Origin of the sequence: Citrobacter sp. ABFQG (assembly GCF_004322975.1) — a bacterium.
GTDB classification, from domain to species: Bacteria; Pseudomonadota; Gammaproteobacteria; order Enterobacterales; family Enterobacteriaceae; genus Citrobacter; species Citrobacter freundii.
Window position 1 is genome coordinate 1500644 of sequence record NZ_CP036435.1, and the last position, 21982, is coordinate 1522625.

Here is a 21982-nt window from a genome sequence, read left to right on the forward strand (position 1 = left end):
GGGTTATGTATTGAATTGATATTATAAAGTCCATTATCGGATGTTTGCTGTTTTTCGGATTTGTGCTTATTTATTTTTGCTACATCTTTCTCGGATTCAGGAAAAGTTACTTTTTTTATTTGTGTTTATTAATGGTTGATGTAAAGATTTTATTCGAAGCATCCGGATATGAGTTTGAAATATAATATATATTTAATCGTATTTATTGCCGAATAGAAACGGATTTTCAGTTCGAATTCGTCGGGAATCTCTCTGTAGAATTTGGTTTTTATCTCGGGATATAATTTATTTTCAGCTTACTGTTCGGGTGCTTCTTAATACATATCCGGGAAAGTGATGAGATGGAGTTTTTATGAATGTTTATACTCAGGCAATTTTGCCTGGATACCAGCACTATCTATTTGTTAATACTCAGCTATCAAACCCATTAATTAAAACTGTGAGCAAATATATTGAGTACAAAACATGGACCGGACAAATTTGGCGGACTGAAATAATTGAAAGTGGAAACGCTTTTTTTCACTGGCAGGGGCATGACAGAAGAAATGGTCATCGTGATACGGTAATTAATTATTTGTTGTGTGGGCAGAAATGGCAGTCAACGATAACAGATTATATTTTCTTCCATTCACTGGAAGGAGAGGAAACTCATGGGAATTATGACAATGTGATTGAGTATGTTTCTTCTAATAACTGTGTTTATCAAAGTGCTTTTGCTGAATATATAGCCGAGTAGAAATAAAGCGCGCGACGATCAAAACGCGCTTATATAAAGGTTACTGCCCGTAGTAGGCTTTAGCACCGTGTTTACGCAGGTAATGCTTATCTAACAGGGTTTGTTGCATATCTGGCAATTGCGGCGCGAGCTGGCGACAGAAGATCCCCATGTAGGCGACTTCTTCCAGCACGATGGCGTTATGCACCGCATCTTCGGCATTTTTTCCCCAGGCAAACGGACCGTGAGAGTGCACTAGCACGCCAGGCATCTGCGCGGCGTCAATACCTTGTTTCTCAAAGGTTTCAACGATCACATTGCCGGTTTCCCATTCATATTCGCCGTTGATTTCTTCGTCGGTCATTTTCCGTGTGCAGGGAATCGAACCGTAGAAATAGTCCGCATGGGTGGTACCCGTGGCCGGAATCGACTGACCCGCCAGCGCCCAGATTGTCGCGTGACGCGAGTGGGTGTGAACAATGCCGCCAATGGTCGGGAATGCCTGATACAGCAGTCGGTGCGTTGGGGTGTCGGAAGAGGGCTTCTTCTGGCCTTCGACTACTTCACCCGTGGCGATACTGACTACCACCATATCGTCTGCGGTCATTACGCTGTAATCGACCCCGGAAGGTTTAATCACAAACACGTCGCGCTCGCGATCGACGGCGCTGACGTTCCCCCAGGTCAGGGTGACCAGATTGTGCTTAGGCAACGCCAGATTGGCTTCCAGTACCTGACGTTTAAGATCTTCTAGCATGTTAACTCCTGAATGCCGGATGGCGCTTCGCTTATCCGGCCTACGGTGATTTGTAGGCCCGGTAAATGAAATGCCACCGGGCAATCCGTTTCGACAATTAACGTTTGAACCCGTAATACACTTCGTTCCAGCGCAGCGCGTCCTTAAAGGCCGGCAGGCGGGTATCGTTATCGATCACAGCGATCTCGATATCGTGCATTTCAGCGAACTGGCGCATATCGTTCAGATCCAGCGCGTGGCTGAACACGGTGTGGTGCGCGCCACCGGCCAGGATCCATGCTTCAGATGCGGTTGGCAGATCCGGTTGAGCTTTCCACAGCGCGTTAGCTACAGGCAGTTTCGGCAGGGAGTGCGGTGTTTGTACCGTGTCGATGCAGTTAACCAGCAGGCGAAAACGATCGCCGAGATCGATCAGGCTGGCAACCACGGCCGGGCCGGCTTTGGTGTTGAAGATCAGACGGGCGGGATCGTCTTTACCACCAATGCCGAGGTGCTGTACGTCGAGGATCGGTTTCTCTTCCACCGCGATGGACGGGCAAACTTCCAGCATGTGCGAACCGAGTACCAGATCGTTGCCTTTCTCGAAGTGGTAGGTGTAATCCTCCATAAATGAGGTGCCGCCCTGCAGACCGGTTGACATCACCTTCATGATGCGAAGCAGAGCGGCGGTTTTCCAGTCGCCTTCGCCCGCAAAGCCATAGCCTTGCTGCATCAGACGCTGTACGGCCAGACCCGGAAGCTGTTTCAGGCCGTGTAAATCTTCAAATGTGGTGGTGAAGGCGTGGAATCCACCCTGTTCCAGGAAGCGCTTCATCCCCAGTTCAATACGGGCCGCTTCCAGGACGTTCTGACGTTTTTCACCGTGGACTTGCGTCGCCGCCGTCATGGTGTAAGTGCTTTCATACTCATCGATTAGCGCGTTGATTTCGCCGTCGCTAATTGCGTTCACGACCTGCACCAGATCGCCCACGGCCCAGGTGTTTACCGAGAAGCCGAACTTGATCTGCGCAGCGACTTTATCGCCATCTGTGACCGCAACTTCGCGCATGTTGTCGCCAAAGCGGCAGACTTTCAGGTGGCGGGTATCCTGTTTGGACACGGCCTGGCGCATCCAGGAGCCAATGCGTTCATGCGCTTGTTTATCCTGCCAGTGACCGGTGACCACGGTATGCTGCTGACGCATACGTGCGCCGATGAAGCCGAACTCACGACCGCCGTGCGCAGTCTGGTTCAGGTTCATAAAGTCCATATCAATGCTGTTCCACGGCAGGGCGGCGTTGAACTGGGTGTGGAACTGCATCAGCGGTTTGTTGAGGATAGTCAGGCCGTTAATCCACATTTTGGCCGGGGAGAAGGTATGCAGCCAGATCACCATCCCTGCACAGCGATCGTCGTAGTTAGCGTCACGACAGATAGCGGTAATCTCGTCAGGGGAAGTTCCCAGCGGCTTTAATACCAGCTTACAGGGCAGTTTGGCTTCAGTATTCAGTGCGTTAACGACGTGCTCCGCATGTTGGGTTACCTGACGCAGGGTTTCAGGGCCATACAGATGCTGGCTACCAATCACAAACCACACTTCATAGTTATCAAAAATCGTCATTGTCGTGTCCTTAATGTGTCAGGGTTGCCAGGTCTACCGGGGCTTGTTGCGCCGGAGCGGCAGTCGGAAGGTATTGTTGTTCAGCGCTTACCGCCCACTGCTGATAGCGGCGGTAGAGTTGTTCAAAACGTTGAGCCTGCTCTGGGCGAGGTTGCAGCGTGTTTTCCACGGCGCTTGCCATTTGCTGCTGAGCGGCTGGGATATCCGCGTGTACTTTCGCGGCAACGGCAGCGAAGATAGCCGCACCGAGTGCGCAGCACTGGTCTGAAGCGACAATCTGTAGCGGGCGGTTCAGCACGTCACAGCAGGCCTGCATGATGACCGGGTTCTTGCGCGCGATACCGCCAAGCGCCATTACGTTGTTAACCGCAATGCCTTGTTCGGTGAAGCATTCCATAATGGCGCGTGCGCCAAAGGCCGTGGCGGCAATCAGCCCACCGAACAGCGCTGGCGCGTCAGTTGCCAGGTTCAGATCGGTAATTACCCCTTTCAAACGCTGGTTGGCATTGGGCGTACGGCGACCGTTGAACCAGTCGAGCACCACCGGGAGATGCACCAGTGATGGATTTTTCGCCCATGCTTCAGTGAGTGCAGGCAGCAGCTGTTTTTGACTGGCTTTAATCTGGGACTGCAGTTCCGGATGCTGTGCGGCAAGCTGTTCCAGAGGCCAGCTCAGCACGCGGCTAAACCAGGCATAGATATCGCCGAATGCAGACTGGCCAGCTTCGAGGCCAATAAAACTAGGTACCACGCTGCCATCAACCTGGCCGCAAATGCCTTTCACCGCGCGTTCGCCGACGCTGTGCTTGTCGGCAATCAGAATGTCGCAGGTCGACGTGCCGATGACTTTCACCAGCGTGTTAGGCTGTGCGCCTGCGCCAACCGCGCCCATATGGCAGTCAAAAGCACCGCCTGCAATCACCACGCTTTCCGGTAGCCCCAGGCGCTGTGCCCACTCAGCGCACAGGGTGCCAACCGGCAGATCCGCGGTGAAGGTATCGGTAAACATTGGGTATTGCAGATGGCGGTTGAGGATGGGGTCGAGTTCGTCAAAGAAACTGGCTGGCGGCAGACCACCCCAGCTTTCATGCCACAGGGATTTATGTCCGGCGCTGCAGCGACCGCGACGAATATCCTGTGGGCGTACGGTGTTGGAGAGCAGGGCCGGAACCCAATCGCATAGCTCAATCCACGAGACCGCAGCTTCGGCTACCGCATGGTCCTGACGAGTTACATGCAGGATTTTGGCCCAGAACCATTCGCTGGAATAAATGCCGCCGATATAGCGGGAGTAATCGATCTTGCCCGGTGTGTGGCACAGGCGGGTGATTTCTTCGGCTTCTTCTACTGAGGTGTGATCTTTCCACAGGACAAACATTGCATTCGGGTTTTCCGCGAACTCCGGACGCAGTGCCAGTACGTTACCGTCTGCATCGATGGGCGCCGGGGTTGAGCCGGTACTGTCAACGCCGATCCCGACCACTTCCGCGCGCTGTTCAGCGCTCAGTTCGGCCAATACGGTTTTCAGCGCCGCTTCCATGGATTCAATGTAGTCGCGCGGATGATGGCGAAACTGGTTGTTTGGGCCATCGCAATACTGCCCTTCCTGCCAACGTGGATACCACTCAACGCTGGTGGCGATCTCTTCGCCGGTGGCACATTCCACCGCCAAAGCGCGTACTGAATCACTACCAAAATCGAGGCCAATTGCAATCGCCATCGTCTTACTCCATCCAAAAATACGGGTATGGATAAACAGTAGTGAGTAGCGATAAAAACCGTCAGGCAGGATCCGCTAATCTTATGGATTAAAATGCTGTGGCATCACAAAGTGTGACGCTGTGCAAATAATCAATGTGGACATTTCTGCCGTAGTTATAGACACTTTTGTTAGCCGATTTTGACGTTGGCGTAGTACATGTTTTTTACAAAGAGCTTTTCACAAGCGGGATTGGTGGTCCATTACCGCAAATACAGCGGCCCGCAGGGGCGACAGCGATGATGTCTGGCGTAATATGGACAAATTGTTTCTTGGCAGGACATAGGGAGTATTGAAATTATGGCTGAAACGCAAAACGATCCCCTGTTGCCAGGTTATTCGTTTAACGCGCATTTGGTGGCCGGATTAACCCCCATTGAGGCGAACGGATACCTGGATTTTTTTATCGACAGGCCGCTGGGTATGAAGGGTTATATCCTCAATCTCACCATCCGTGGCGAAGGGGTTATCAATAATCAGGGCAAGCAGTTTGTCTGTCGGCCTGGCGATATTCTGTTGTTTCCACCAGGAGAAATTCACCACTACGGACGCCACCCTGACGCCAGCGAGTGGTATCACCAGTGGGTTTACTTTCGCCCGCGCGCCTACTGGCAGGAGTGGCTGACCTGGCCAGCCATTTTTGCCCAGACCGGTTTTTTCCGCCCGGATGAAGCGCATCAGCCGCATTTTAACGAGCTGTTTGGGCAGATAATTAACGCCGGGCAGGGAGAAGGTCGTTATTCCGAACTGCTGGCGATTAATTTACTGGAACAGTTGTTGCTCCGACGTATGGAAGCCATCAATGAATCGCTACACCCGCCCATGGACAACCGCGTCCGCGATGCCTGCCAGTACATCAGCGATCACCTGGCGGACAGCAATTTTGATATCGCCAGCGTCGCGCAGCACGTCTGCCTGTCGCCTTCCCGTTTGTCGCATCTGTTCCGTCAGCAGTTAGGTATCAGCGTATTAAGCTGGCGCGAGGACCAGCGCATCAGCCAGGCGAAGCTATTACTGAGTACCACACGTATGCCCATTGCCACCGTAGGTCGCAATGTTGGTTTTGACGACCAGCTCTATTTCTCTCGTGTTTTCAAAAAATGTACCGGCGCCAGTCCGAGCGAGTTTCGCGCTGGATGTGAATAAAAAGTGAATGATGTATCCTGAAAGTTGTCATAACTCGCAATCTATTCAGACAATTGATGGCTTGACGAAGTTGAGAGGGGTTATCAAAATCCCTGCTTCGTAAATCTGACGGACACATTATGCAAGCATTGCTGGAACACTTTATTCTCCAGTCCGCCCTGTACTCTCTGATCGCCGTACTTCTGGTGGCTTTTTTGGAGTCGCTGGCGCTGGTTGGCCTGATTCTACCCGGGACCGTGATGATGGCGGGGCTGGGGGCGCTGATTGGCAGCGGCGAACTGAACTTCTGGCATGCCTGGCTTGCGGGCATTATAGGTTGCTTATTGGGGGACTGGATCTCTTTTTGGCTGGGCTGGCGCTTTAAAAAGCCATTGCACCGTTGGTCGTTCATGAAAAAGAACAAGGCGTTGCTGGATAAAACCGAGCACGCCCTGCATCAGCACAGCATGTTTACTATTTTGGTGGGGCGTTTTGTCGGACCGACGCGTCCGCTGGTGCCGATGGTAGCAGGCATGCTGGATCTGCCTGTCGCTAAATTTATCGTCCCGAATATTATCGGCTGCGTGCTGTGGCCACCGTTCTACTTCCTGCCGGGGATCCTGGCGGGAGCGGCAATTGATATTCCTTCTGATATGCAGAGCGGGGATTTCAAATGGTTGCTGCTGGCGACGGCGGTGTTGCTCTGGGTTGGCGGCTGGTTTTGCTGGCGGCTATGGCGCAGTGGCAAAGCGGCTGTCGATCGCTTAACGGCGTATTTCCCCCGCAGCCGTTTGCTGTATCTGGCGCCGTTGACGCTCGGGATCGGTGTGGTTGCGTTGGTGGCGTTACTGCGCCATCCACTGATGCCGGTGTATATCGATATTCTGCGTAAAGTCGTGGGTTACTGACGAATCTTTTGCCGGATGGCGGCTTCGCCTTATCCGGCAACGCATTATGCTTTAATGCCCAATAGCGCCGAGGCGCTAGCGTTGCCGCTTAACAGATCGTCCGTATCGCCCTGCCAGGCGATGCGCCCGTCGGCGACCACAATCGAGCGGGGCGCAATTCGCGCCGCATCTTCTACGCTGTGGGAAACCATCAGTAACGTCAGCTGCTTCTCGCGACAGACTTCGGCCACCAGCGTTAGCATCTCCTGGCGCAGCGCGGGATCAAGTGCAGAGAACGGTTCATCAAGCAGTAAAATAGGTTGTTCCCGCACCAGACAACGCGCCAGCGCCACGCGCTGCCGCTGTCCGCCGGAAAGCTCACCGGGGAGGCGTTCCAGCAGAGAGTCGATCCCCATTTGCTGGGCGATGTGGAGTATTTTCTCCCGCTGCGATGCGTTAAGCTTCAATCCAGGATTCAGGCCCAGGCCGATATTTTGCTGTACGCTCAGATGGCTGAACAGGTTGTTTTCCTGAAACAGCATAGAAACAGGACGGCGCGAGGGTGGTGTCGTGGTGTGATCTTCACCGTCAATCACCATGTTACCGCTGGCAGGCGTGAGAAAGCCGGCAATCAGATTCAGCAGCGTACTTTTCCCGGCGCCGCTGGGCCCGAGTATCGCTATCTGCTCACCGCGCGCGACCGACAGCGTAAAGCGCATGGGCAGATGGTGATAAAGCCATGTGATATCAATCAGTTTTAACATTTCGACCCGGCAATTTCTCAATAACGGTAAACAGCGTAAAGCACAGGATCAGCAGTAATAACGCCGTAACTGAGCCATCCTGACTGCGATAAGAGCCAATCTGCTGATATAAATAAAACGGCAGGGTGCGGAAATCCTCATTACCAAATAACGCCACTACGCCAAAATCGCCAATCGACAGCACGCAGGCAAACGCCATCGCCTGTGCCAGCGGGCGCTTCAGGGCGCGCAGTTCAACCACTTTCAGGCGCGACCATCCCTCAATGCCCAACGATTGGCACAACATACTATAGCGCGCAGTGACGTCACGCATTGGGTTTTCCAGCACCTTCAATGCATAAGGGATCGCCATCAGCGCATTGGTAAAAATGACAATGCCGTCGGCAGATTCGGGAAGCCCAATAGTGTTATTGAGCAGCAGAAAGAAGCCGGTTGCCAGCACGATACCCGGCATGGCGAGGATCATCATGCCGCTCAGTTCCAGCATCTGACCTGCCAGCACCTGCTGTCGTGCACGAAGTTCACGACTGCTCCATAACAGCATCATGGTGAGTATGACGCATAACGCTCCTGCTGCTAATGCGATGCGCAGCGAGGTTCCCAGCGCCTGCCACAGCACTGGCTGCATCAGTACATCCAGAACATGGCGGTTTAAGCCATCGACAATCACCGCCAGCAGCGGCGGCAGCAACAGCAATAGGGCCAGAATAATCAGGATTGCGTCAGTCAGTCGGCTGTGCAGGCGATCGTCAGGATCGCGCCAGCCTTGTACCAGGGTAGCACCGGGAGCAATCGCGCGGCTCAGACGTTGACTGAGAAGCACCAGCGCCAAACAACAAACCATCTGGATCAACGCCAGCATGGCTGCGCGGGCAGGATCGTAATCAAAATTCAGCGCCTGATAGATAGCCAGCTCGATGGTCGTGGCCTGTGGCCCGCCGCCCAGCGACAGAACGGTGGCGAAGCTGGCGAAGCACAGCATAAAGATGAGTGCTGCGACGGGCAGGATCTGACGACGCAGCCACGGCCATTCAACAAAACGGAAGAAATGCCAGCCGCGCATCCCGAGTTGAGCGGCTAACTGTCGCTGTTCGCCGGGAATATTCTCCAGCGACTGCAACAGCAGACGGCTGGCCATTGGCAGATTGAAAAAGACGTGCGCCAGCAGAATGCCCTGCAAACCGTAAGGCGAAAAGGTCCATTCCAGCCCGAAGACATGCCAGAGTGAGGCCAGCCAGCCCTGACGACCATAGACGCTAAGAATACCGAAGACCGCGACCAGCACCGGCAGGATTAACGTCATGGCGCACAGGCGCAGCAGCGCCAGACGTCCTGGAAAACGGCGACGATAGAGCGCTCTGGCAAGGAAAATCGCCGGGACAACCGACAGCACAGCGGATAGAAAAGCCTGCCAGAAAGAAAAGCGCACCACGTGCCACAGGTAGTCATCTTGCCACAGCGAGAACCACTCTCCCTGCGGGGCGTTAAACCACAGTGCCAGAAACGCGGCCAGGGCAACGGCCACCATCAGCGTGGCGGCGGTAAGCCCTGGAACCAGCCAGCCGGGGATTAACGGCTGACGGCGCGTTGCCATTCGCTAATCCATGCCTGACGTTGAGTTGCAACCTGCTGCGGCGTAAATTCCAACGCGGTGGTCGGTTTATTCAGGTGCTCGAATCCTGACGGCAGGGCGACTTGCGTCACAGGATACATCCAGTTGCCGGTCGGAATCGCATTCTGGAATGCCGGAGACACCATGAACTTCAGGAATTTCTCGGCCAGTTCCGGCTGCTTGCTGGCCGCTGTGCGGGCGGCGACTTCCACCTGCAAATAGTGGCCTTCACTAAAATTAGCGGCGGCGTAGTTGTCTTTTTTCTCGGCGATGATGTGATAGGCCGGAGAGGTGGTGTAGCTGAGCACCAGATCGCTTTCACCTTTCAGGAACAGGCCGTAGGCTTCGCTCCAGCCCTTGGTGACGGTGACGGTTTTGGCTGCCAGTTTCTGCCACGCCTCTGGCGCTTTATCACCATAGACTTTCTGCATCCATAGCAGCAGACCCAGACCTGGCGTGCTGGTGCGTGGATCCTGATAAATGACGCGCCATTTTTGGTCGCTCTCTACCAGTTCTTTCAGGCTTTTGGGCGGATTCTTCAGCTTGCTCTTATCATAAACGAAGGCGAAATAACCGTAGTCAAACGGCACGAAGGTATCGTTTTTCCAGCCGCCGGGTACGTTAACGGTGTCGTTTGCTACACCACTTTTGGCAAACAGTTTGGTTTGTGTGGCGGCTTCCAGAAGGTTGTTATCCAGACCCAGCACGACGTCGGCTTTGCTGTTTTTTCCTTCCATGCGCAGGCGGTTAAGCAGCGAGACGCCATCTTCCAGCGCGACCAGTTTCAGCTCGCAATTGCAGTCAGCTTCAAAGGCTTTTTTGATTGTTGGGCCCGGGCCCCAGTCAGCTGCGAACGAGTCGTAGGTATAGACGGTCAGTACAGGTTTGGCGAAGACAGGCGCTGCGCACAGCAGTAAAAGCGGAAGACATTTTTTAAACACTTTGCACCTCAAGAGTTGGGTGGCAAAGGACTTGAGATAAGCCTCAAATCCCTTCGCCGGCATTATCCGGATCAGGTTCGACGGGTATCTCTCAGCCCATACGCAGATCGAATGATTTTGTGTATGTTTTTATTTAGCACCCCGTTGAGAACGGCGTTAGTGTAATGATTTTGTTGCTTAGCAGCAATTAAGGATCCGGCGGAGCAAACCACGCCGATTTAAAATCAAACCAGCCGAGGGTATTCATGCGCAGCCCGCGCATACTGCGCTGTCCCTGAATGATCAGCCAGTGGTGGATTAATGGCACAATGGCCTTTGTGGCGAGCAGCTGTTGGCACCATGCAGCCAGGCTCATTTCGCCCGTTCGCCAGCGAGCCGCATCGTTTTCCCAGTCCCGCGAGATACAGTTTTGCAGCAACGGGACTTCGCACAAATGGGCGAACAGTGAGAAGTCGAGCGGTAGGGTAAAGTTGGCGCTGTTGAGCCAGATATCGCTGACGATTTCACCTGCATGCCATTGATCGTAGTCGATCTCCTGAATATTCAACTGCACCTGATGCGCAGCCAGCAATGTCTTCATGATCTGCGCGATAATTCGGTGTTCGATGTGGTCGCGATAGTAAGTGATAGTCAGCGTTTCCAGCCCGGCGGGTTTTTCACCATGGCCGGGTTTTGCGTGATGCCAGCGGGGGAGTAAACCATACGCGGGAAACCACAGTCGCTGGTACTGTTCGTCGGCGTGGCAGATTAAATTCGTTGGCGAGAGAATGCGGCTTACCCATTCGCGGACCTCCTGGTTAGCGCCACGGTGGCTACGCGCATCAAACAGCAGGTAGTAGCAACCTTCTTCGAGGCGGCTTTCGATCGCCTTTTCATCCTCTGTGGGACCTTTTAGCGTCAACCCGCCGCCAGGCTCTTCTCCGATGTCAGGTAATACCCAAACGTTAACTTCATCGATCAGGGCCCTGTAGCCAAAGTAATCATCAAATGCATGAATTTTCAGTTGGTTATTGGTGTTTCGTATTACCGCATACGGACCGGTACCAATCGGGTGACTGGAGAAGTTGTTTAGCGTTTCCCATTCTCGCGGCAGGATCATGGCGGGGACCTGCCCCAATAGCCAGGGAAGCCAGCGGTCTGGCTGGGCCAGATGGATATCCAGCGTCCAGGCCGTGGGAGAGACGATCTGCGTGATGTGTGAGTACAGCGGCAGGCTGTTAATGCGCATCAGTGAGGCGATAACATCTGCCATTTCCAGCTCGCGGCCATGATGAAAATGGATCCCCGGACGCAGGAAGAATCGCCAGTGTAAAGGTGAAATTTGCTGCCAGTGATGGGCAATGTCCGCTTCCAGTTCCCCATTTTCCTCATTTACCCGAATTAAGGCGCTGAAGATTTGCCGGGCGATATGGGTTTCGGAGCGGCGTAATGCCGTGCCGGGGAGCAGGTTGTGCATGGGGCGGTAATAGAGAACGCGCATGATATGCCGACCCTGGCGAAAGCTGCGACCCAGATGGGAGACCAGCATTTGCCGTACGGCCGTTTTGTCACCGACCAGTTGCACCAGTTGATCGATGCGATCCTGTTCCAATAGGTCTTCCGCGCGCTGCTGCTGGAGCGCCAGCCCGGTATAGAGGAATGTCAGGCGCGAGCGTTTACCTCGTCCAACTTCAGCTTCCCACGTTAACCAGCCGCGATCCTGCATGGTATTAAGCAGCGTACGCATATGGCGGCGCGAGCAGCTCAGCAGATCCGCCAGCTCGTTGAGCGTCGTGTCTTGCGTTTTGCCGTCACAGCATTGCCACAGACGGATGAACTGTTGTTGCAAACGACCAGAAGACATAAAAGGGGAACTCCTGCGGAAAACTCAGCAATTTTATAATCCCTATATTAAGCCAATAATAGATTCCGATGAAGCGATGAGACAACGAAGGGGTCATCTATGCGTCAGTTCTGGTTGAAGTACTTTACCACGACGGAAAAATCGTCCTGGTTGGCTTGCCTGAGCGCACCGCAGCGCTTAAAGATGCTCGAAGAGCTGATGCAGTGGGAGATGACATCTGACTCCTGAATTGGAAATTGCAGACATCATGTGTGACTGAGTATTGGTGCAGGCTGTATCCTGCCATTATATCTGAGCATCGCTGGTGGCTATTTTTTCACATGGCAAGGCGCGAACAGTGAAATTTGGTGAACCAAATAGGGTGTGAGCAACACAGCTATGTGAAAAAATGGCCCCAGCCCTCCGGGACGCGTGTAAAAAACGCATACTCTGCGTTGTCAGGCTTGGGAATAGATTTCTATACCCAGCGCCCTCCGCCTGGATTATGCGTTTTTTACCCAGCGTCGATGCCAGATATAATGGCAGGATACAGCCTCGTTCACCCGCCAGCAGGTATTATCTGCTGGCTTTTTTCGTTTCAGCTGCGCTTAAAAGGAAAGATATGCTCTGGATTATGACCATGGGACGGCGCCTCAACGGCGTTTACGCGGCATTTATGCTGGTTGCTTTTATGATGGGCGTGGCGGGGGCATTGCAGGCACCCACCCTGAGTCTGTTCCTGAGCCGTGAAGTCGGGGCGCAGCCATTTTGGGTCGGGCTGTTTTACACCGTCAATGCGATTGTCGGGATCGTCGTCAGCCTTGGCCTCGCGAAACGATCCGACAGTCAGGGCGATCGGCGCAAGCTGATCATGTTTTGCTGCCTGATGGCGATTGGCAATGCGCTGCTGTTTGCCTTTAATCGCCACTATCTCACGCTGATCACCTGCGGTGTGCTGCTGGCCTCGCTGGCGAACACCGCCATGCCGCAGCTGTTTGCGCTGGCGCGAGAATATGCTGATAACTCCGCGCGTGAAGTGGTGATGTTTAGCTCGGTGATGCGTGCGCAGCTTTCGTTGGCCTGGGTGATAGGACCGCCACTGGCATTCATGCTGGCGCTGAATTACGGCTTTACGGCGATGTTTTCCATTGCCGCAGGGATTTTTGCCATTAGCCTGGTGCTGATTGCGCTGATACTGCCGTCTGTCGCGCGGGTGGAGCAGCCTGTAGACGTGCCGCTGGAACAGACCGGCGGTTGGCAGGACAAAAATGTGCGTATGTTGTTTATTGCCTCCACGCTGATGTGGACCTGCAACACCATGTACATCATTGATATGCCACTGTGGATAAGTCTTGAACTGGGCTTGCCGGACAAGCTGGCCGGGATCCTGATGGGGACGGCGGCTGGGCTGGAAATTCCGGCGATGATTCTGGCAGGCTATTACGTGAAGCGCTTTGGTAAACGGCGAATGATGATCGCGGCCGTAGCGGCAGGCGTGCTGTTTTATATTGGTTTGATCTTCTTTCACAGCCGTATGGCGCTGCTGGTGCTGCAACTGTTTAACGCGGTATTTATCGGTATTATCGCCGGGATAGGCATGCTGTGGTTTCAGGATCTGATGCCCGGACGTGCGGGGTCAGCGACCACATTATTTACCAACAGTATTTCAACGGGAGTCATTCTGGCAGGGGTGATTCAGGGGGCAGTTGCGCAAAGCTACGGTCACTATGCCGTCTATTGGGTGATTGCGGTGATTTCGGTGGTTACGCTGTGGATGACCGGGCGGGTGAAGGACGTTTAGTCCGGCGCAGTCCTGGCGTCGTAGTGCCCGGCCTGGCGATATTTTGCATTAGTTTTTGTCGTTTTTGTCGGCCGGATAAGACGTTTACGCCGCCATCCGGCAACCTGTCCCTACGGCCTGAACGCGTTACGCTTATCAGGCCTATCCTTCTTTTTTTATCTTGCACGTAAATGTAACGTTGATCACATAACGATCATTTTCCTCTTCCTGGATCTTCTTTTTTCTACTGTTACGCGTATACAGTTACGCGTAACAGTTATCAAAAAAGGAGTTTTTTCATGAAAAACCTATTCGACCTGACCGGTAAACGCGCGCTGATTACCGGTTCCGCTCAGGGCATTGGTAACCTGCTGGCCAGCGGTCTGGCGGCGCACGGTGCTGAGATTGTTATTAACGACATTACCCAGCAGCGGGCGCAGGCGGCGGCGGACAAACTGGTGGCCGAAGGCTATCGCGCTGTTGGCTATGGATTTGATGTTACCAGCGGGGAAGAGGTGGCGTGCGCCATCGCGCAAATTGAAAAGGACGTTGGGGCCATTGATATTTTAATTAACAACGCCGGAATCCAGCGTCGTTATCCCTTCACCGAATTCCCGGAGGCTGAATGGGACAAAGTGATTGATGTAAACCAGAAATCGGTCTTTCTGGTATCACAGCAGGTTTCCCGCTACATGGTGCAACGCTGCCGCGGGAAGATTATTAATATCTGCTCAATGCAAAGCGAATTAGGTCGTAAAACCATTACCCCCTACGCGGCGTCAAAAGGCGCGGTCAAAATGTTAACCCGTGGCATGTGCGTGGAACTGGCGGAATACAATATTCAGGTCAACGGTATTGCTCCCGGCTATTTCGCTACCGACATGACCACCGCGCTGGTCAACGATGAAGCATTCTCCGCCTGGCTGTTCCAGCGCACGCCCGCCGCTCGCTGGGGTAAACCGGAAGAGCTGATTGGTGCAGCTGTGTATCTGGCTGCCCCAGCCTCTGACTTTGTGAATGGACACCTTCTGTTTGTGGACGGCGGCATGTTGGCCGCGGTTTGATCGCTAACGAGGTCGCGGGAAGCGACCTCATCCTTTAATGATAATCCAAGGAGTGAGTATGAATATGCTCGCAAAACTGCCGGCGCGTCGCTGGTGGTATTTAATGCCGATTATTTTTATTACCTACAGCTTAGCTTATCTCGACCGCGCCAATTACGGCTTTGCCGCTGCCGCTGGTATCGAACACGATTTAGGGATCACCCAGGGCACGGCCTCGCTGATTGGCGCGCTCTTTTTCCTGGGATATTTCTTTTTCCAGGTGCCTGGCGCCATGTATGCCGTTAAACATAGCGTCCGTAAAATGATTTTTTACAGCCTGATCCTCTGGGGGCTTTGTGCCGCGGCGACCGGCTTTGTCAGCAATATCCCAACGCTGATGGCGATCCGCTTTATTCTCGGCATCGTCGAAGCGGCGGTGATGCCCGCGATGCTGATTTATATCAGCAACTGGTTTACCAAAACTGAACGCTCGCGCGCCAACACCTTTTTAATTCTCGGTAACCCGGTCACAGTGCTGTGGATGTCGATTGTCTCTGGCTACCTGATTGAAGCCTGGGGCTGGCGCGAAATGTTTATCATTGAAGGTATTCCTGCGGTGATCTGGGCTTTCTGCTGGGTGATTCTGGTGCGCGACAAACCGGCGGATGCGGGTTGGTTGAGCGAGCAGGAGAAGCAGGCGTTACAGCAGGCGATGGACCGCGAGCAGCGGGACATCAAACCGATGCGCAACTACGGTGAAGCGATGCGTTCACGCAGCGTCATTATGCTTTGCGCGGTGCATGCGCTGTGGAGCATCGGGGTGTATGGCTTCATGATGTGGATGCCGTCGATTCTGAAAAACGCGGCGCAGATGGATATTGTGGCGGTGGGCTGGCTGGCGGCAGTGCCTTATCTGGCGGCGATCTGCCTGATGCTGACGGTTTCCTGGCTGTCCGATAAATACCAGAACCGTAAGCTGTTTATCTGGCCGCTGCTGCTGATTGCTGCCATTGCGTTCTTTGCCTCGTGGATGCTGGGCAACCAGTCCTTCTGGCTCTCTTACGCGCTGCTGGTCGTGGCCGCCGCCTGTATGTATGCGCCTTACGGACCGTTCTTTGCGCTGATCCCCGAACTGCTGCCGCGCAACGTCTCCGGCGTGTCGATGGGAATGATCAACAGTTTTGGCGCGTTAGGGGCATTCCTCGGCGCGTGGCTGGTGGGTTACCTCAACGGCGTGACCGGCGGGCCGGGCGTCTCCTACACCTTCATGGCGATTGCTCTGCTGTCATCGGTGGTGCTGATGTACTGCGTTCGTGCGCAAAATGAAACCACGTCGCCGTCGGCTGAGATGGTAACGCGTTAAGGTTGAGCGAGGAGTGCAGTCGCTAACCGGCTGTGATAAGGTTCTCTGCGAGCATAATGGGATGTTGGTCGTAGAGAACCTCATGAAAAACAATCGGATGACATTACAGGATATCGCTAATCTGGCCGGTCTGAATAAGATGACGGTCAGCCGTTATCTGCGTGACCCGAATCAGGTGTCGCAACGCAGCCGTGAATTGATTTCGAAAATCATGGAAGAGAACAACTACATTCCTAACCGCGCTCCGGAAATTCTGCTCAACGCACGTAGCAAAACTATTGGTGTGCTGATCCCCTCGTTTCGTAATCAGATCTTTGCCGACGTGCTGGCGGGAATTGAATCCGTCACCTCGGCTTGCCAGTACCAGACGCTGATCGCCAACTACGAATATGACGCCGAGCGTGAAGAACGCGAGGTTCTGAATCTGCTCTCTTACAACATCGACGGCTTGATCCTCACCGGAAAACTGCATACCGAGCGGATGATCCAGTACGTGCGCGCCAGCGGCGTACCGGTGGCGGAACTGATGGATATTAGCGGCCAGTATCTGGATATACAGGTCGGTTTCGATAACGAAAAAGCGGCCTTCGAGATGACCCAGGCGTTTATCGACAGTGGAAAACGTCACATTGCGTTCTTTGGATCAATGGACGACCCTCGCGATTTGAGTCGTTACCGAGGTACCGAGAATGCGCTGGCTGCGCAGGGGCTGGAGGCGTATCACCTGGCGCCAAAAACGATTTCGTCAGTAGCGCTGGGGCGCAAAATGTTTCAGCAGGCGATGGCGGAAAAGCCGGATATTGACGCTATTTTCTGTACCAACGATGACCTGGCGGTTGGCGTGCTGCTGGAGTGTCAGGCACAGCAGTACGATGTGCCGGGAAAAATGGCGATTGCCGGTTTCCACGGGCTGGAAATTGGCCGTGCGCGGCTGCAAAAAATCGCCAGCGTGATTACACCACGCTTTGAGATTGGCAAAACGGCGGCGGATATTTTGATTAAACGTCTTGGCGGGAAGGATGCGCCGGGCAGCGTTAATCTTGGCTACCAAATCTATTACGGCGATACGCTGTAGGCGAAGAGTAGAGGCTGGCCACCGTGCGGTGACCAGCGGGAGAGATTACTGCATAAATGCTGGCTGCTTGTCTTCGTACTCGGTGATGGCTGCTTCATGCTGCAGCGTCAGCCCGATGCTGTCCAGACCGTTCAGCATGCAGTGGCGGCGGAAGTCGTCGATTTTAAAGCTGTAGGACTTATCGCCCGCTTTCACCACCTGCGCTTCCAGATCCACTTCAAATTTAATGCCCGGATTGGCTTTCACCAGGGTAAACATTTCATCTACTTGCGCGTCGCTCAGAGTCACCGGCAGCAGTTGGTTATTGAAACTATTGCCGTAGAAGATGTCGGCAAAGCTTGGGGCAATCACCACTTTAAAACCGTAATCGGTCAACGCCCAAGGCGCATGTTCACGTGACGAACCGCAGCCGAAGTTTTCGCGCGCCAGCAGAATTGATGCCCCTTTATATTCCGGGAAGTTCAAAACGAACTCAGGATTTGGCTGTTGCCCTTTTTCGTCCAGAAAACGCCAGTCGTTAAACAGATGAGCGCCAAAACCGGTACGCGTAACCTTCTGCAAAAACTGTTTGGGAATGATTGCGTCGGTATCAACGTTGGCGGCATCCAGTGGGACAACCAGGCCGGTATGCTGGGTAAATTTCTCTGCCATGGTAGTTTCCTTATTTGATGCTGCGAATGTCGGCAAAATGACCGGTAACGGCGGCAGCGGCGGCCATGGCCGGGCTGACTAAATGCGTGCGACCACCGCGGCCCTGACGGCCTTCAAAATTACGGTTGCTGGTGGATGCGCAGCGCTCGCCCGGATTCAGGCGGTCATTGTTCATGGCCAGACACATGGAACAGCCTGGTAAACGCCATTCGAATCCTGCTTCGATAAAGATCTTGTCCAGACCTTCTGCTTCCGCCTGCGCTTTCACCGGGCCAGAGCCCGGCACCACCAGTGCCTGTACGCCTGGCGCAACTTTACGTCCTTTGGCGATTTCCGCCGCGGCGCGTAAATCTTCAATACGCGAGTTGGTGCAGGAACCGATGAACACTTTATCGATAGCCACTTCCGTTAACGGAATACCTGGCTTCAGCCCCATATACGCCAGCGCTTTTTCAGCCGATGCGCGCTCAACGGGATCGGCAAAGGATGCCGGGTCGGGAATATTATCGTTCACCGAAATGACCTGACCCGGGTTTGTTCCCCAGGTGACCTGCGGCGCAATCTCTTCCGCTTGCAGGGTGATGACGCTGTCGAAAGTGGCGCCTTCATCCGTTTGCAGGGTTTTCCAGTAGGCGACCGCGTCGTCAAAGTCTTTGCCTTTCGGTGCATGCAGACGGCCTTCGACATAGTTGAAGGTGGTCTGGTCTGGCGCGACCAAGCCCGCTTTCGCGCCCAATTCGATCGCCATGTTGCACAGGGTCATGCGGCCTTCCATGCTCAGCGCGCGGATGGCTTCGCCACAAAACTCAACTACGTGTCCGGTACCGCCTGCACTACCGGTTTTACCGATAATCGCCAGCACAATATCTTTGGCGGTAATGCCAGGGGCTGCTTTACCGTTGACTTCAATCTTCATGGTTTTGGCGCGCCCCTGTTTCAGGGTCTGCGTCGCCAGAACGTGTTCAACTTCAGAGGTGCCAATACCAAACGCCAGCGCGCCGAACGCGCCGTGTGTAGCGGTGTGGGAATCGCCGCAGACGATGGTCATACCCGGCAACGTCACGCCTTGTTCTGGCCCCATCACGTGAACGATACCCTGATACGGATGGTTCAGGTCATACAGCTCGACGCCAAATTCGTTACAGTTCTTAATCAGCTCTTGCATCTGGATGCGTGCCATCTCACCCGACGCGTTGATGTCTTTGGTCTGGGTAGAGACGTTGTGATCCATGGTGGCAAAGGTTTTACCCGGCTGGCGTACCTGACGGCCATGCGCGCGCAGGCCATCAAACGCTTGCGGAGAGGTCACTTCATGCACCAGATGTCTGTCGATGTACAACAGCGGGGTTTCGTTTTGCGCTTCAAAGACGACGTGCGCATCAAACAATTTTTCGTATAACGTTTTGGCCATGATTACACCCCTTCTGCGACGTAACGGGCAATGATGTCGCCCATTTCATCGGTACTGACTGCGGCAGCGCCACGGGCTAAGTCACCGGTGCGGATGCCTTCTTCTAATGCGCGGTTGATGGCGCTCTCAATTGCGGTTGCCGCATCATTGGCATCCAGGCTGTAGCGCAGCAGCAGCGCCAGCGACAGGATTTGGGCGATAGGGTTGGCAATGTTTTTCCCGGCGATGTCAGGAGCGGAGCCGCCAGCAGGCTCGTACAAACCGAAGCCCTGATCATTCAGGCTGGCGGACGGTAACATGCCCATTGAACCGGTGATCATGGCGCACTCGTCAGACAGAATGTCGCCAAACAGGTTAGAGCACAGCAACACGTCGAACTGGGAAGGATCTTTGATCAATTGCATCGTCGCGTTGTCGATGTACATATGCGCCAGTTCAACGTCTGGGTATTCATTAGCAATTTCATTGACGATTTCGCGCCACAGAATAGACGTTTGCAGTACGTTAGCTTTATCAATCGACGTGACTTTACGGCGACGTTGACGGGCGGATTCAAACGCGATACGCGCAATACGTTCGATCTCGAAACGGTGATAAACCTCGGTATCAAAGGCTTTTTCATGTTGTCCGCTGCCTTCGCGGCCTTTTGGTTGACCGAAGTAAATTCCGCCAGTCAGTTCGCGTACGCACAGGATGTCGAAACCGTTCGCGGCAATATCTGCGCGCAGAGGGCAAAACGCTTCCAGACCCTGATAGAGCTTAGCTGGGCGCAGATTGCTGAATAATTTGAAGTGCTTACGCAATGGCAGCAGCGCGCCACGCTCTGGCTGCTGGTTTGGCGGCAGATTTTCCCATTTCGGGCCGCCAACGGAGCCAAACAGAATGGCGTCAGCTTGTTCACAGCCTTCAACCGTTGCAGGCGGCAGCGGCTGACCGTGGTTATCGATAGCGGCACCACCCACGTCGTAGTGGCTGGTGGTAATGTGCATGTTAAAGCGGTTGCGGATTGCGTCCAGTACCTTCAGGGCTTGCGCCATCACTTCCGGGCCAATACCGTCACCCGGCAAAACAGCAATATGATAATTCTTCGACATCACACGGTTTCCTTGTTGTTCTCGTTGTTCTGAGCTTTGCGTTGCAATTCTTTTTCGACTTCTTCGGCGCGCCAGATGTTGTTCAGCACATGAACCATTGCTTTAGCGGAAGATTCGACGATATCTGTCGCCAGACCGACGCCGTGGAAACGACGACCGTTATAGTTGGCAACGATATCCACCTGACCCAGCGCATCTTTACCGTGCCCTTTGGCGGTCAGGCTGTATTTCACCAGTTCGACGTTGTACTCAGTTACACGGTTGATTGCCTGATAAATGGCATCGACCGGACCGTTACCGTTCGCCGCTTCGGCTTTGACTTCTTCACCACAGGCCAGCTTGACGGAGGCGGTGGCGATGTCGTTTGAGCCGGACTGCACGCTGAAGTAATCCAGACGGAAATGCTCCGGTTCTTCCTGCTGTTTATTGATGAAGGCCAGCGCTTCCAGGTCGTAATCAAATACCTGACCTTTTTTGTCCGCCAGTTTCAGGAATGCGTCGTACAGGTTGTCCAGGCTGTATTCATTTTCTTTATATCCCATCTCGTCCATACGGTGTTTCACCGCGGCACGTCCGGAACGGGACGTCAGGTTCAGCTGTACCTGGTTCAGGCCGATGGATTCAGGCGTCATGATTTCGTAGTTTTCACGATTTTTCAGTACGCCGTCCTGATGGATGCCGGAAGAGTGGGCAAAGGCACCACTACCGACAATGGCTTTGTTAGCAGGAATAGGCATGTTGCAGATTTGGCTGACTAATTGACTGGTGCGCCAGATCTCCTGGTGATTGATGCGGGTCTGTACATTCAGGATATCTTTACGCACTTTGATCGCCATGATCACTTCTTCCAGTGAGCAGTTACCGGCGCGTTCGCCGATACCGTTCATCGCGCCTTCCACCTGACGCGCTCCGGCGTGAACGGCTGCCAGTGCGTTGCCTACGCCCAAACCTAAATCATCATGGGTGTGTACGGAGATGATGGCTTTATCGATATTTGGTACGCGTTCATACAGGCCAGAAATGATTGCCCCAAATTCGAAAGGCATGGTGTAACCGACGGTATCGGGGATGTTAATGGTTTTGGCTCCCGCGTTAATGGCAGCTTCAACCACGCGAGCCAAATCGGCGATAGGGGTACGGCCTGCATCTTCGCAGGAGAACTCCACGTCATCGGTATAATTACGCGCACGCTTAACCATGTAGACCGCGCGCTCAATGACCTCATCCAGCGTACTGCGTAATTTCGTCGCGATGTGCATCGGCGAGGTGGCGATAAACGTATGAATACGGAAAGCCTCAGCGACTTTCAGAGATTCTGCGGCAACGTCGATATCTTTTTCTACGCAGCGAGCTAAGGCACAAACGCGGCTGTTTTTAACCTGACGAGCGATAGTCTGAACTGACTCAAAGTCGCCCGGTGAAGAAACGGGGAAACCCACTTCCATCACGTCAACGCCCATACGCTCAAGGGCCAGCGCAATCTGCAGTTTTTCTTTCACACTCAGGCTTGCCTGTAACGCCTGTTCACCATCGCGTAAGGTGGTATCGAAAATAATGACTTGCTGGCTCATGGTTTAGGTCCT

Annotated in this window: 19 protein-coding genes and 1 riboswitch; of the genes, 8 read left to right on the top strand and 11 right to left on the bottom strand. The window is 53.8% G+C overall.

Going from position 1 to position 21982, the window contains the following annotated elements:
• Positions 1-352: 352 nt before the first annotated feature.
• Positions 353-736, top strand: coding sequence for a DUF4751 family protein (locus WN16_RS07295; protein ID WP_044699003.1), 384 nt, complete (start codon positions 353-355; stop codon positions 734-736).
• A gap of 40 nt (positions 737-776) precedes the next feature.
• Here WN16_RS07295 and araD read toward each other — a convergent pair whose 3' ends face one another.
• From araD to araB, 3 genes are all read right to left on the bottom strand, one after another.
• Positions 777-1472: an L-ribulose-5-phosphate 4-epimerase gene (gene araD, locus WN16_RS07300; RefSeq protein ID WP_103790812.1), complete on the bottom strand. Its 696-nt coding sequence runs from the start codon at positions 1470-1472 to the stop codon at positions 777-779.
• A gap of 97 nt (positions 1473-1569) precedes the next feature.
• Positions 1570-3072 carry an L-arabinose isomerase gene (gene araA, locus WN16_RS07305; protein WP_088169041.1) on the bottom strand — a complete coding sequence of 501 codons (1503 nt, stop codon included), beginning with the start codon at positions 3070-3072 and terminating at the stop codon, positions 1570-1572.
• A gap of 10 nt (positions 3073-3082) precedes the next feature.
• On the bottom strand, positions 3083-4792 hold the full coding sequence (araB, locus tag WN16_RS07310) for a ribulokinase (protein ID WP_044698997.1): 1710 nt from the start codon (positions 4790-4792) through the stop codon (positions 3083-3085).
• Positions 4793-5131: 339 nt separating this feature from the next.
• On the opposite strand from araB, the gene araC reads away from it, so the two are divergent.
• Entirely contained in the window at positions 5132-5977 is an 846-nt protein-coding gene (gene araC / locus WN16_RS07315; protein WP_003018834.1) for an arabinose operon transcriptional regulator AraC, read from the top strand.
• A gap of 119 nt (positions 5978-6096) precedes the next feature.
• Positions 6097-6864, top strand: a complete 768-nt coding sequence (locus WN16_RS07320) for a DedA family protein (protein ID WP_003837398.1) — start codon at positions 6097-6099, stop codon at positions 6862-6864.
• Between the two features lie 44 nt (positions 6865-6908).
• On the opposite strand, the gene thiQ is transcribed toward WN16_RS07320, so the two are convergent.
• The 4 genes from thiQ to sgrR form a co-directional block, all read right to left on the bottom strand.
• Entirely contained in the window at positions 6909-7607 is a 699-nt protein-coding gene (gene thiQ / locus WN16_RS07325; RefSeq protein WP_032937527.1) for a thiamine ABC transporter ATP-binding protein ThiQ, read from the bottom strand.
• Positions 7591-9201, bottom strand: coding sequence for a thiamine/thiamine pyrophosphate ABC transporter permease ThiP (gene thiP, locus WN16_RS07330; protein WP_016149543.1), 1611 nt, complete (start codon positions 9199-9201; stop codon positions 7591-7593). The genes thiQ and thiP overlap by 17 nt, the downstream gene beginning before the upstream one ends.
• Positions 9177-10160, bottom strand: a complete 984-nt coding sequence (thiB, locus tag WN16_RS07335) for a thiamine ABC transporter substrate binding subunit (RefSeq protein WP_003837404.1) — start codon at positions 10158-10160, stop codon at positions 9177-9179. The genes thiP and thiB overlap by 25 nt, the downstream gene beginning before the upstream one ends.
• A 30-nt stretch (positions 10161-10190) precedes the next feature.
• A riboswitch (TPP riboswitch) is annotated at positions 10191-10314 on the bottom strand.
• A gap of 33 nt (positions 10315-10347) precedes the next feature.
• Positions 10348-12003: an HTH-type transcriptional regulator SgrR gene (gene sgrR, locus WN16_RS07340; RefSeq protein WP_044698994.1), complete on the bottom strand. Its 1656-nt coding sequence runs from the start codon at positions 12001-12003 to the stop codon at positions 10348-10350.
• Positions 12004-12102: 99 nt separating this feature from the next.
• Here sgrR and sgrT point away from each other — a divergent pair, with 99 nt between their 5' ends.
• From sgrT to WN16_RS07365, 5 genes are all read left to right on the top strand, one after another.
• Positions 12103-12231, top strand: a complete 129-nt coding sequence (gene sgrT, locus WN16_RS07345) for a glucose uptake inhibitor SgrT (protein ID WP_003018817.1) — start codon at positions 12103-12105, stop codon at positions 12229-12231.
• A 373-nt stretch (positions 12232-12604) separates the two neighbouring features.
• Positions 12605-13783: a sugar efflux transporter gene (locus WN16_RS07350; RefSeq protein ID WP_003837408.1), complete on the top strand. Its 1179-nt coding sequence runs from the start codon at positions 12605-12607 to the stop codon at positions 13781-13783.
• Positions 13784-14061: 278 nt separating this feature from the next.
• Positions 14062-14826 (top strand): gluconate 5-dehydrogenase, encoded by a 765-nt coding sequence (idnO, locus tag WN16_RS07355; protein ID WP_044698992.1) that lies wholly within the window; start codon positions 14062-14064, stop codon positions 14824-14826.
• A gap of 58 nt (positions 14827-14884) precedes the next feature.
• The gene (locus WN16_RS07360) at positions 14885-16168 is read left to right on the top strand and encodes an MFS transporter (RefSeq protein ID WP_003837412.1); all 1284 of its coding nucleotides are present in this window, start codon (positions 14885-14887) and stop codon (positions 16166-16168) included.
• 82 nt (positions 16169-16250) lie between these two features.
• Positions 16251-17243, top strand: coding sequence for a substrate-binding domain-containing protein (locus WN16_RS07365; protein ID WP_044699207.1), 993 nt, complete (start codon positions 16251-16253; stop codon positions 17241-17243).
• A gap of 45 nt (positions 17244-17288) precedes the next feature.
• Here the strand turns inward: WN16_RS07365 and leuD are convergent, their stop codons facing one another.
• Genes leuD through leuA form a run of 4 tightly spaced genes read right to left on the bottom strand, consistent with a single transcriptional unit; the run spans position 17289 to position 21970 of the window.
• Positions 17289-17894: a 3-isopropylmalate dehydratase small subunit gene (gene leuD / locus WN16_RS07370; protein ID WP_003837416.1), complete on the bottom strand. Its 606-nt coding sequence runs from the start codon at positions 17892-17894 to the stop codon at positions 17289-17291.
• Positions 17895-17904: 10 nt separating this feature from the next.
• Complete coding sequence (gene leuC / locus WN16_RS07375; RefSeq protein WP_016149551.1) at positions 17905-19305, bottom strand: 3-isopropylmalate dehydratase large subunit; 1401 nt, start codon at positions 19303-19305, stop codon at positions 17905-17907.
• A gap of 2 nt (positions 19306-19307) precedes the next feature.
• Entirely contained in the window at positions 19308-20399 is a 1092-nt protein-coding gene (leuB, locus tag WN16_RS07380; protein ID WP_044698990.1) for a 3-isopropylmalate dehydrogenase, read from the bottom strand.
• Positions 20399-21970, bottom strand: a complete 1572-nt coding sequence (gene leuA / locus WN16_RS07385; RefSeq protein WP_003837421.1) for a 2-isopropylmalate synthase — start codon at positions 21968-21970, stop codon at positions 20399-20401. Before leuA ends, leuB begins: the two co-directional genes overlap by 1 nt.
• Positions 21971-21982 lie beyond the last annotated feature (12 nt).

Coding starts and splice junctions, on each gene's coding strand:
- araA (WP_088169041.1), bottom strand. CDS start 3,072: ATGACGATTTTTGATAACTATGAAGTGTGGTTTGTGATTGGTAGCCAG.
- WN16_RS07320 (WP_003837398.1), top strand. CDS start 6,097: ATGCAAGCATTGCTGGAACACTTTATTCTCCAGTCCGCCCTGTACTCT.
- WN16_RS07365 (WP_044699207.1), top strand. CDS start 16,251: ATGAAAAACAATCGGATGACATTACAGGATATCGCTAATCTGGCCGGT.
- thiP (WP_016149543.1), bottom strand. CDS start 9,201: ATGGCAACGCGCCGTCAGCCGTTAATCCCCGGCTGGCTGGTTCCAGGG.
- sgrT (WP_003018817.1), top strand. CDS start 12,103: ATGCGTCAGTTCTGGTTGAAGTACTTTACCACGACGGAAAAATCGTCC.
- leuC (WP_016149551.1), bottom strand. CDS start 19,305: ATGGCCAAAACGTTATACGAAAAATTGTTTGATGCGCACGTCGTCTTT.
- leuA (WP_003837421.1), bottom strand. CDS start 21,970: ATGAGCCAGCAAGTCATTATTTTCGATACCACCTTACGCGATGGTGAA.
- WN16_RS07360 (WP_003837412.1), top strand. CDS start 14,885: ATGAATATGCTCGCAAAACTGCCGGCGCGTCGCTGGTGGTATTTAATG.
- araC (WP_003018834.1), top strand. CDS start 5,132: ATGGCTGAAACGCAAAACGATCCCCTGTTGCCAGGTTATTCGTTTAAC.
- idnO (WP_044698992.1), top strand. CDS start 14,062: ATGAAAAACCTATTCGACCTGACCGGTAAACGCGCGCTGATTACCGGT.
- thiQ (WP_032937527.1), bottom strand. CDS start 7,607: ATGTTAAAACTGATTGATATCACATGGCTTTATCACCATCTGCCCATG.
- sgrR (WP_044698994.1), bottom strand. CDS start 12,003: ATGTCTTCTGGTCGTTTGCAACAACAGTTCATCCGTCTGTGGCAATGC.
- araB (WP_044698997.1), bottom strand. CDS start 4,792: ATGGCGATTGCAATTGGCCTCGATTTTGGTAGTGATTCAGTACGCGCT.
- WN16_RS07350 (WP_003837408.1), top strand. CDS start 12,605: ATGCTCTGGATTATGACCATGGGACGGCGCCTCAACGGCGTTTACGCG.
- leuD (WP_003837416.1), bottom strand. CDS start 17,894: ATGGCAGAGAAATTTACCCAGCATACCGGCCTGGTTGTCCCACTGGAT.
- WN16_RS07295 (WP_044699003.1), top strand. CDS start 353: ATGAATGTTTATACTCAGGCAATTTTGCCTGGATACCAGCACTATCTA.
- araD (WP_103790812.1), bottom strand. CDS start 1,472: ATGCTAGAAGATCTTAAACGTCAGGTACTGGAAGCCAATCTGGCGTTG.
- leuB (WP_044698990.1), bottom strand. CDS start 20,399: ATGTCGAAGAATTATCATATTGCTGTTTTGCCGGGTGACGGTATTGGC.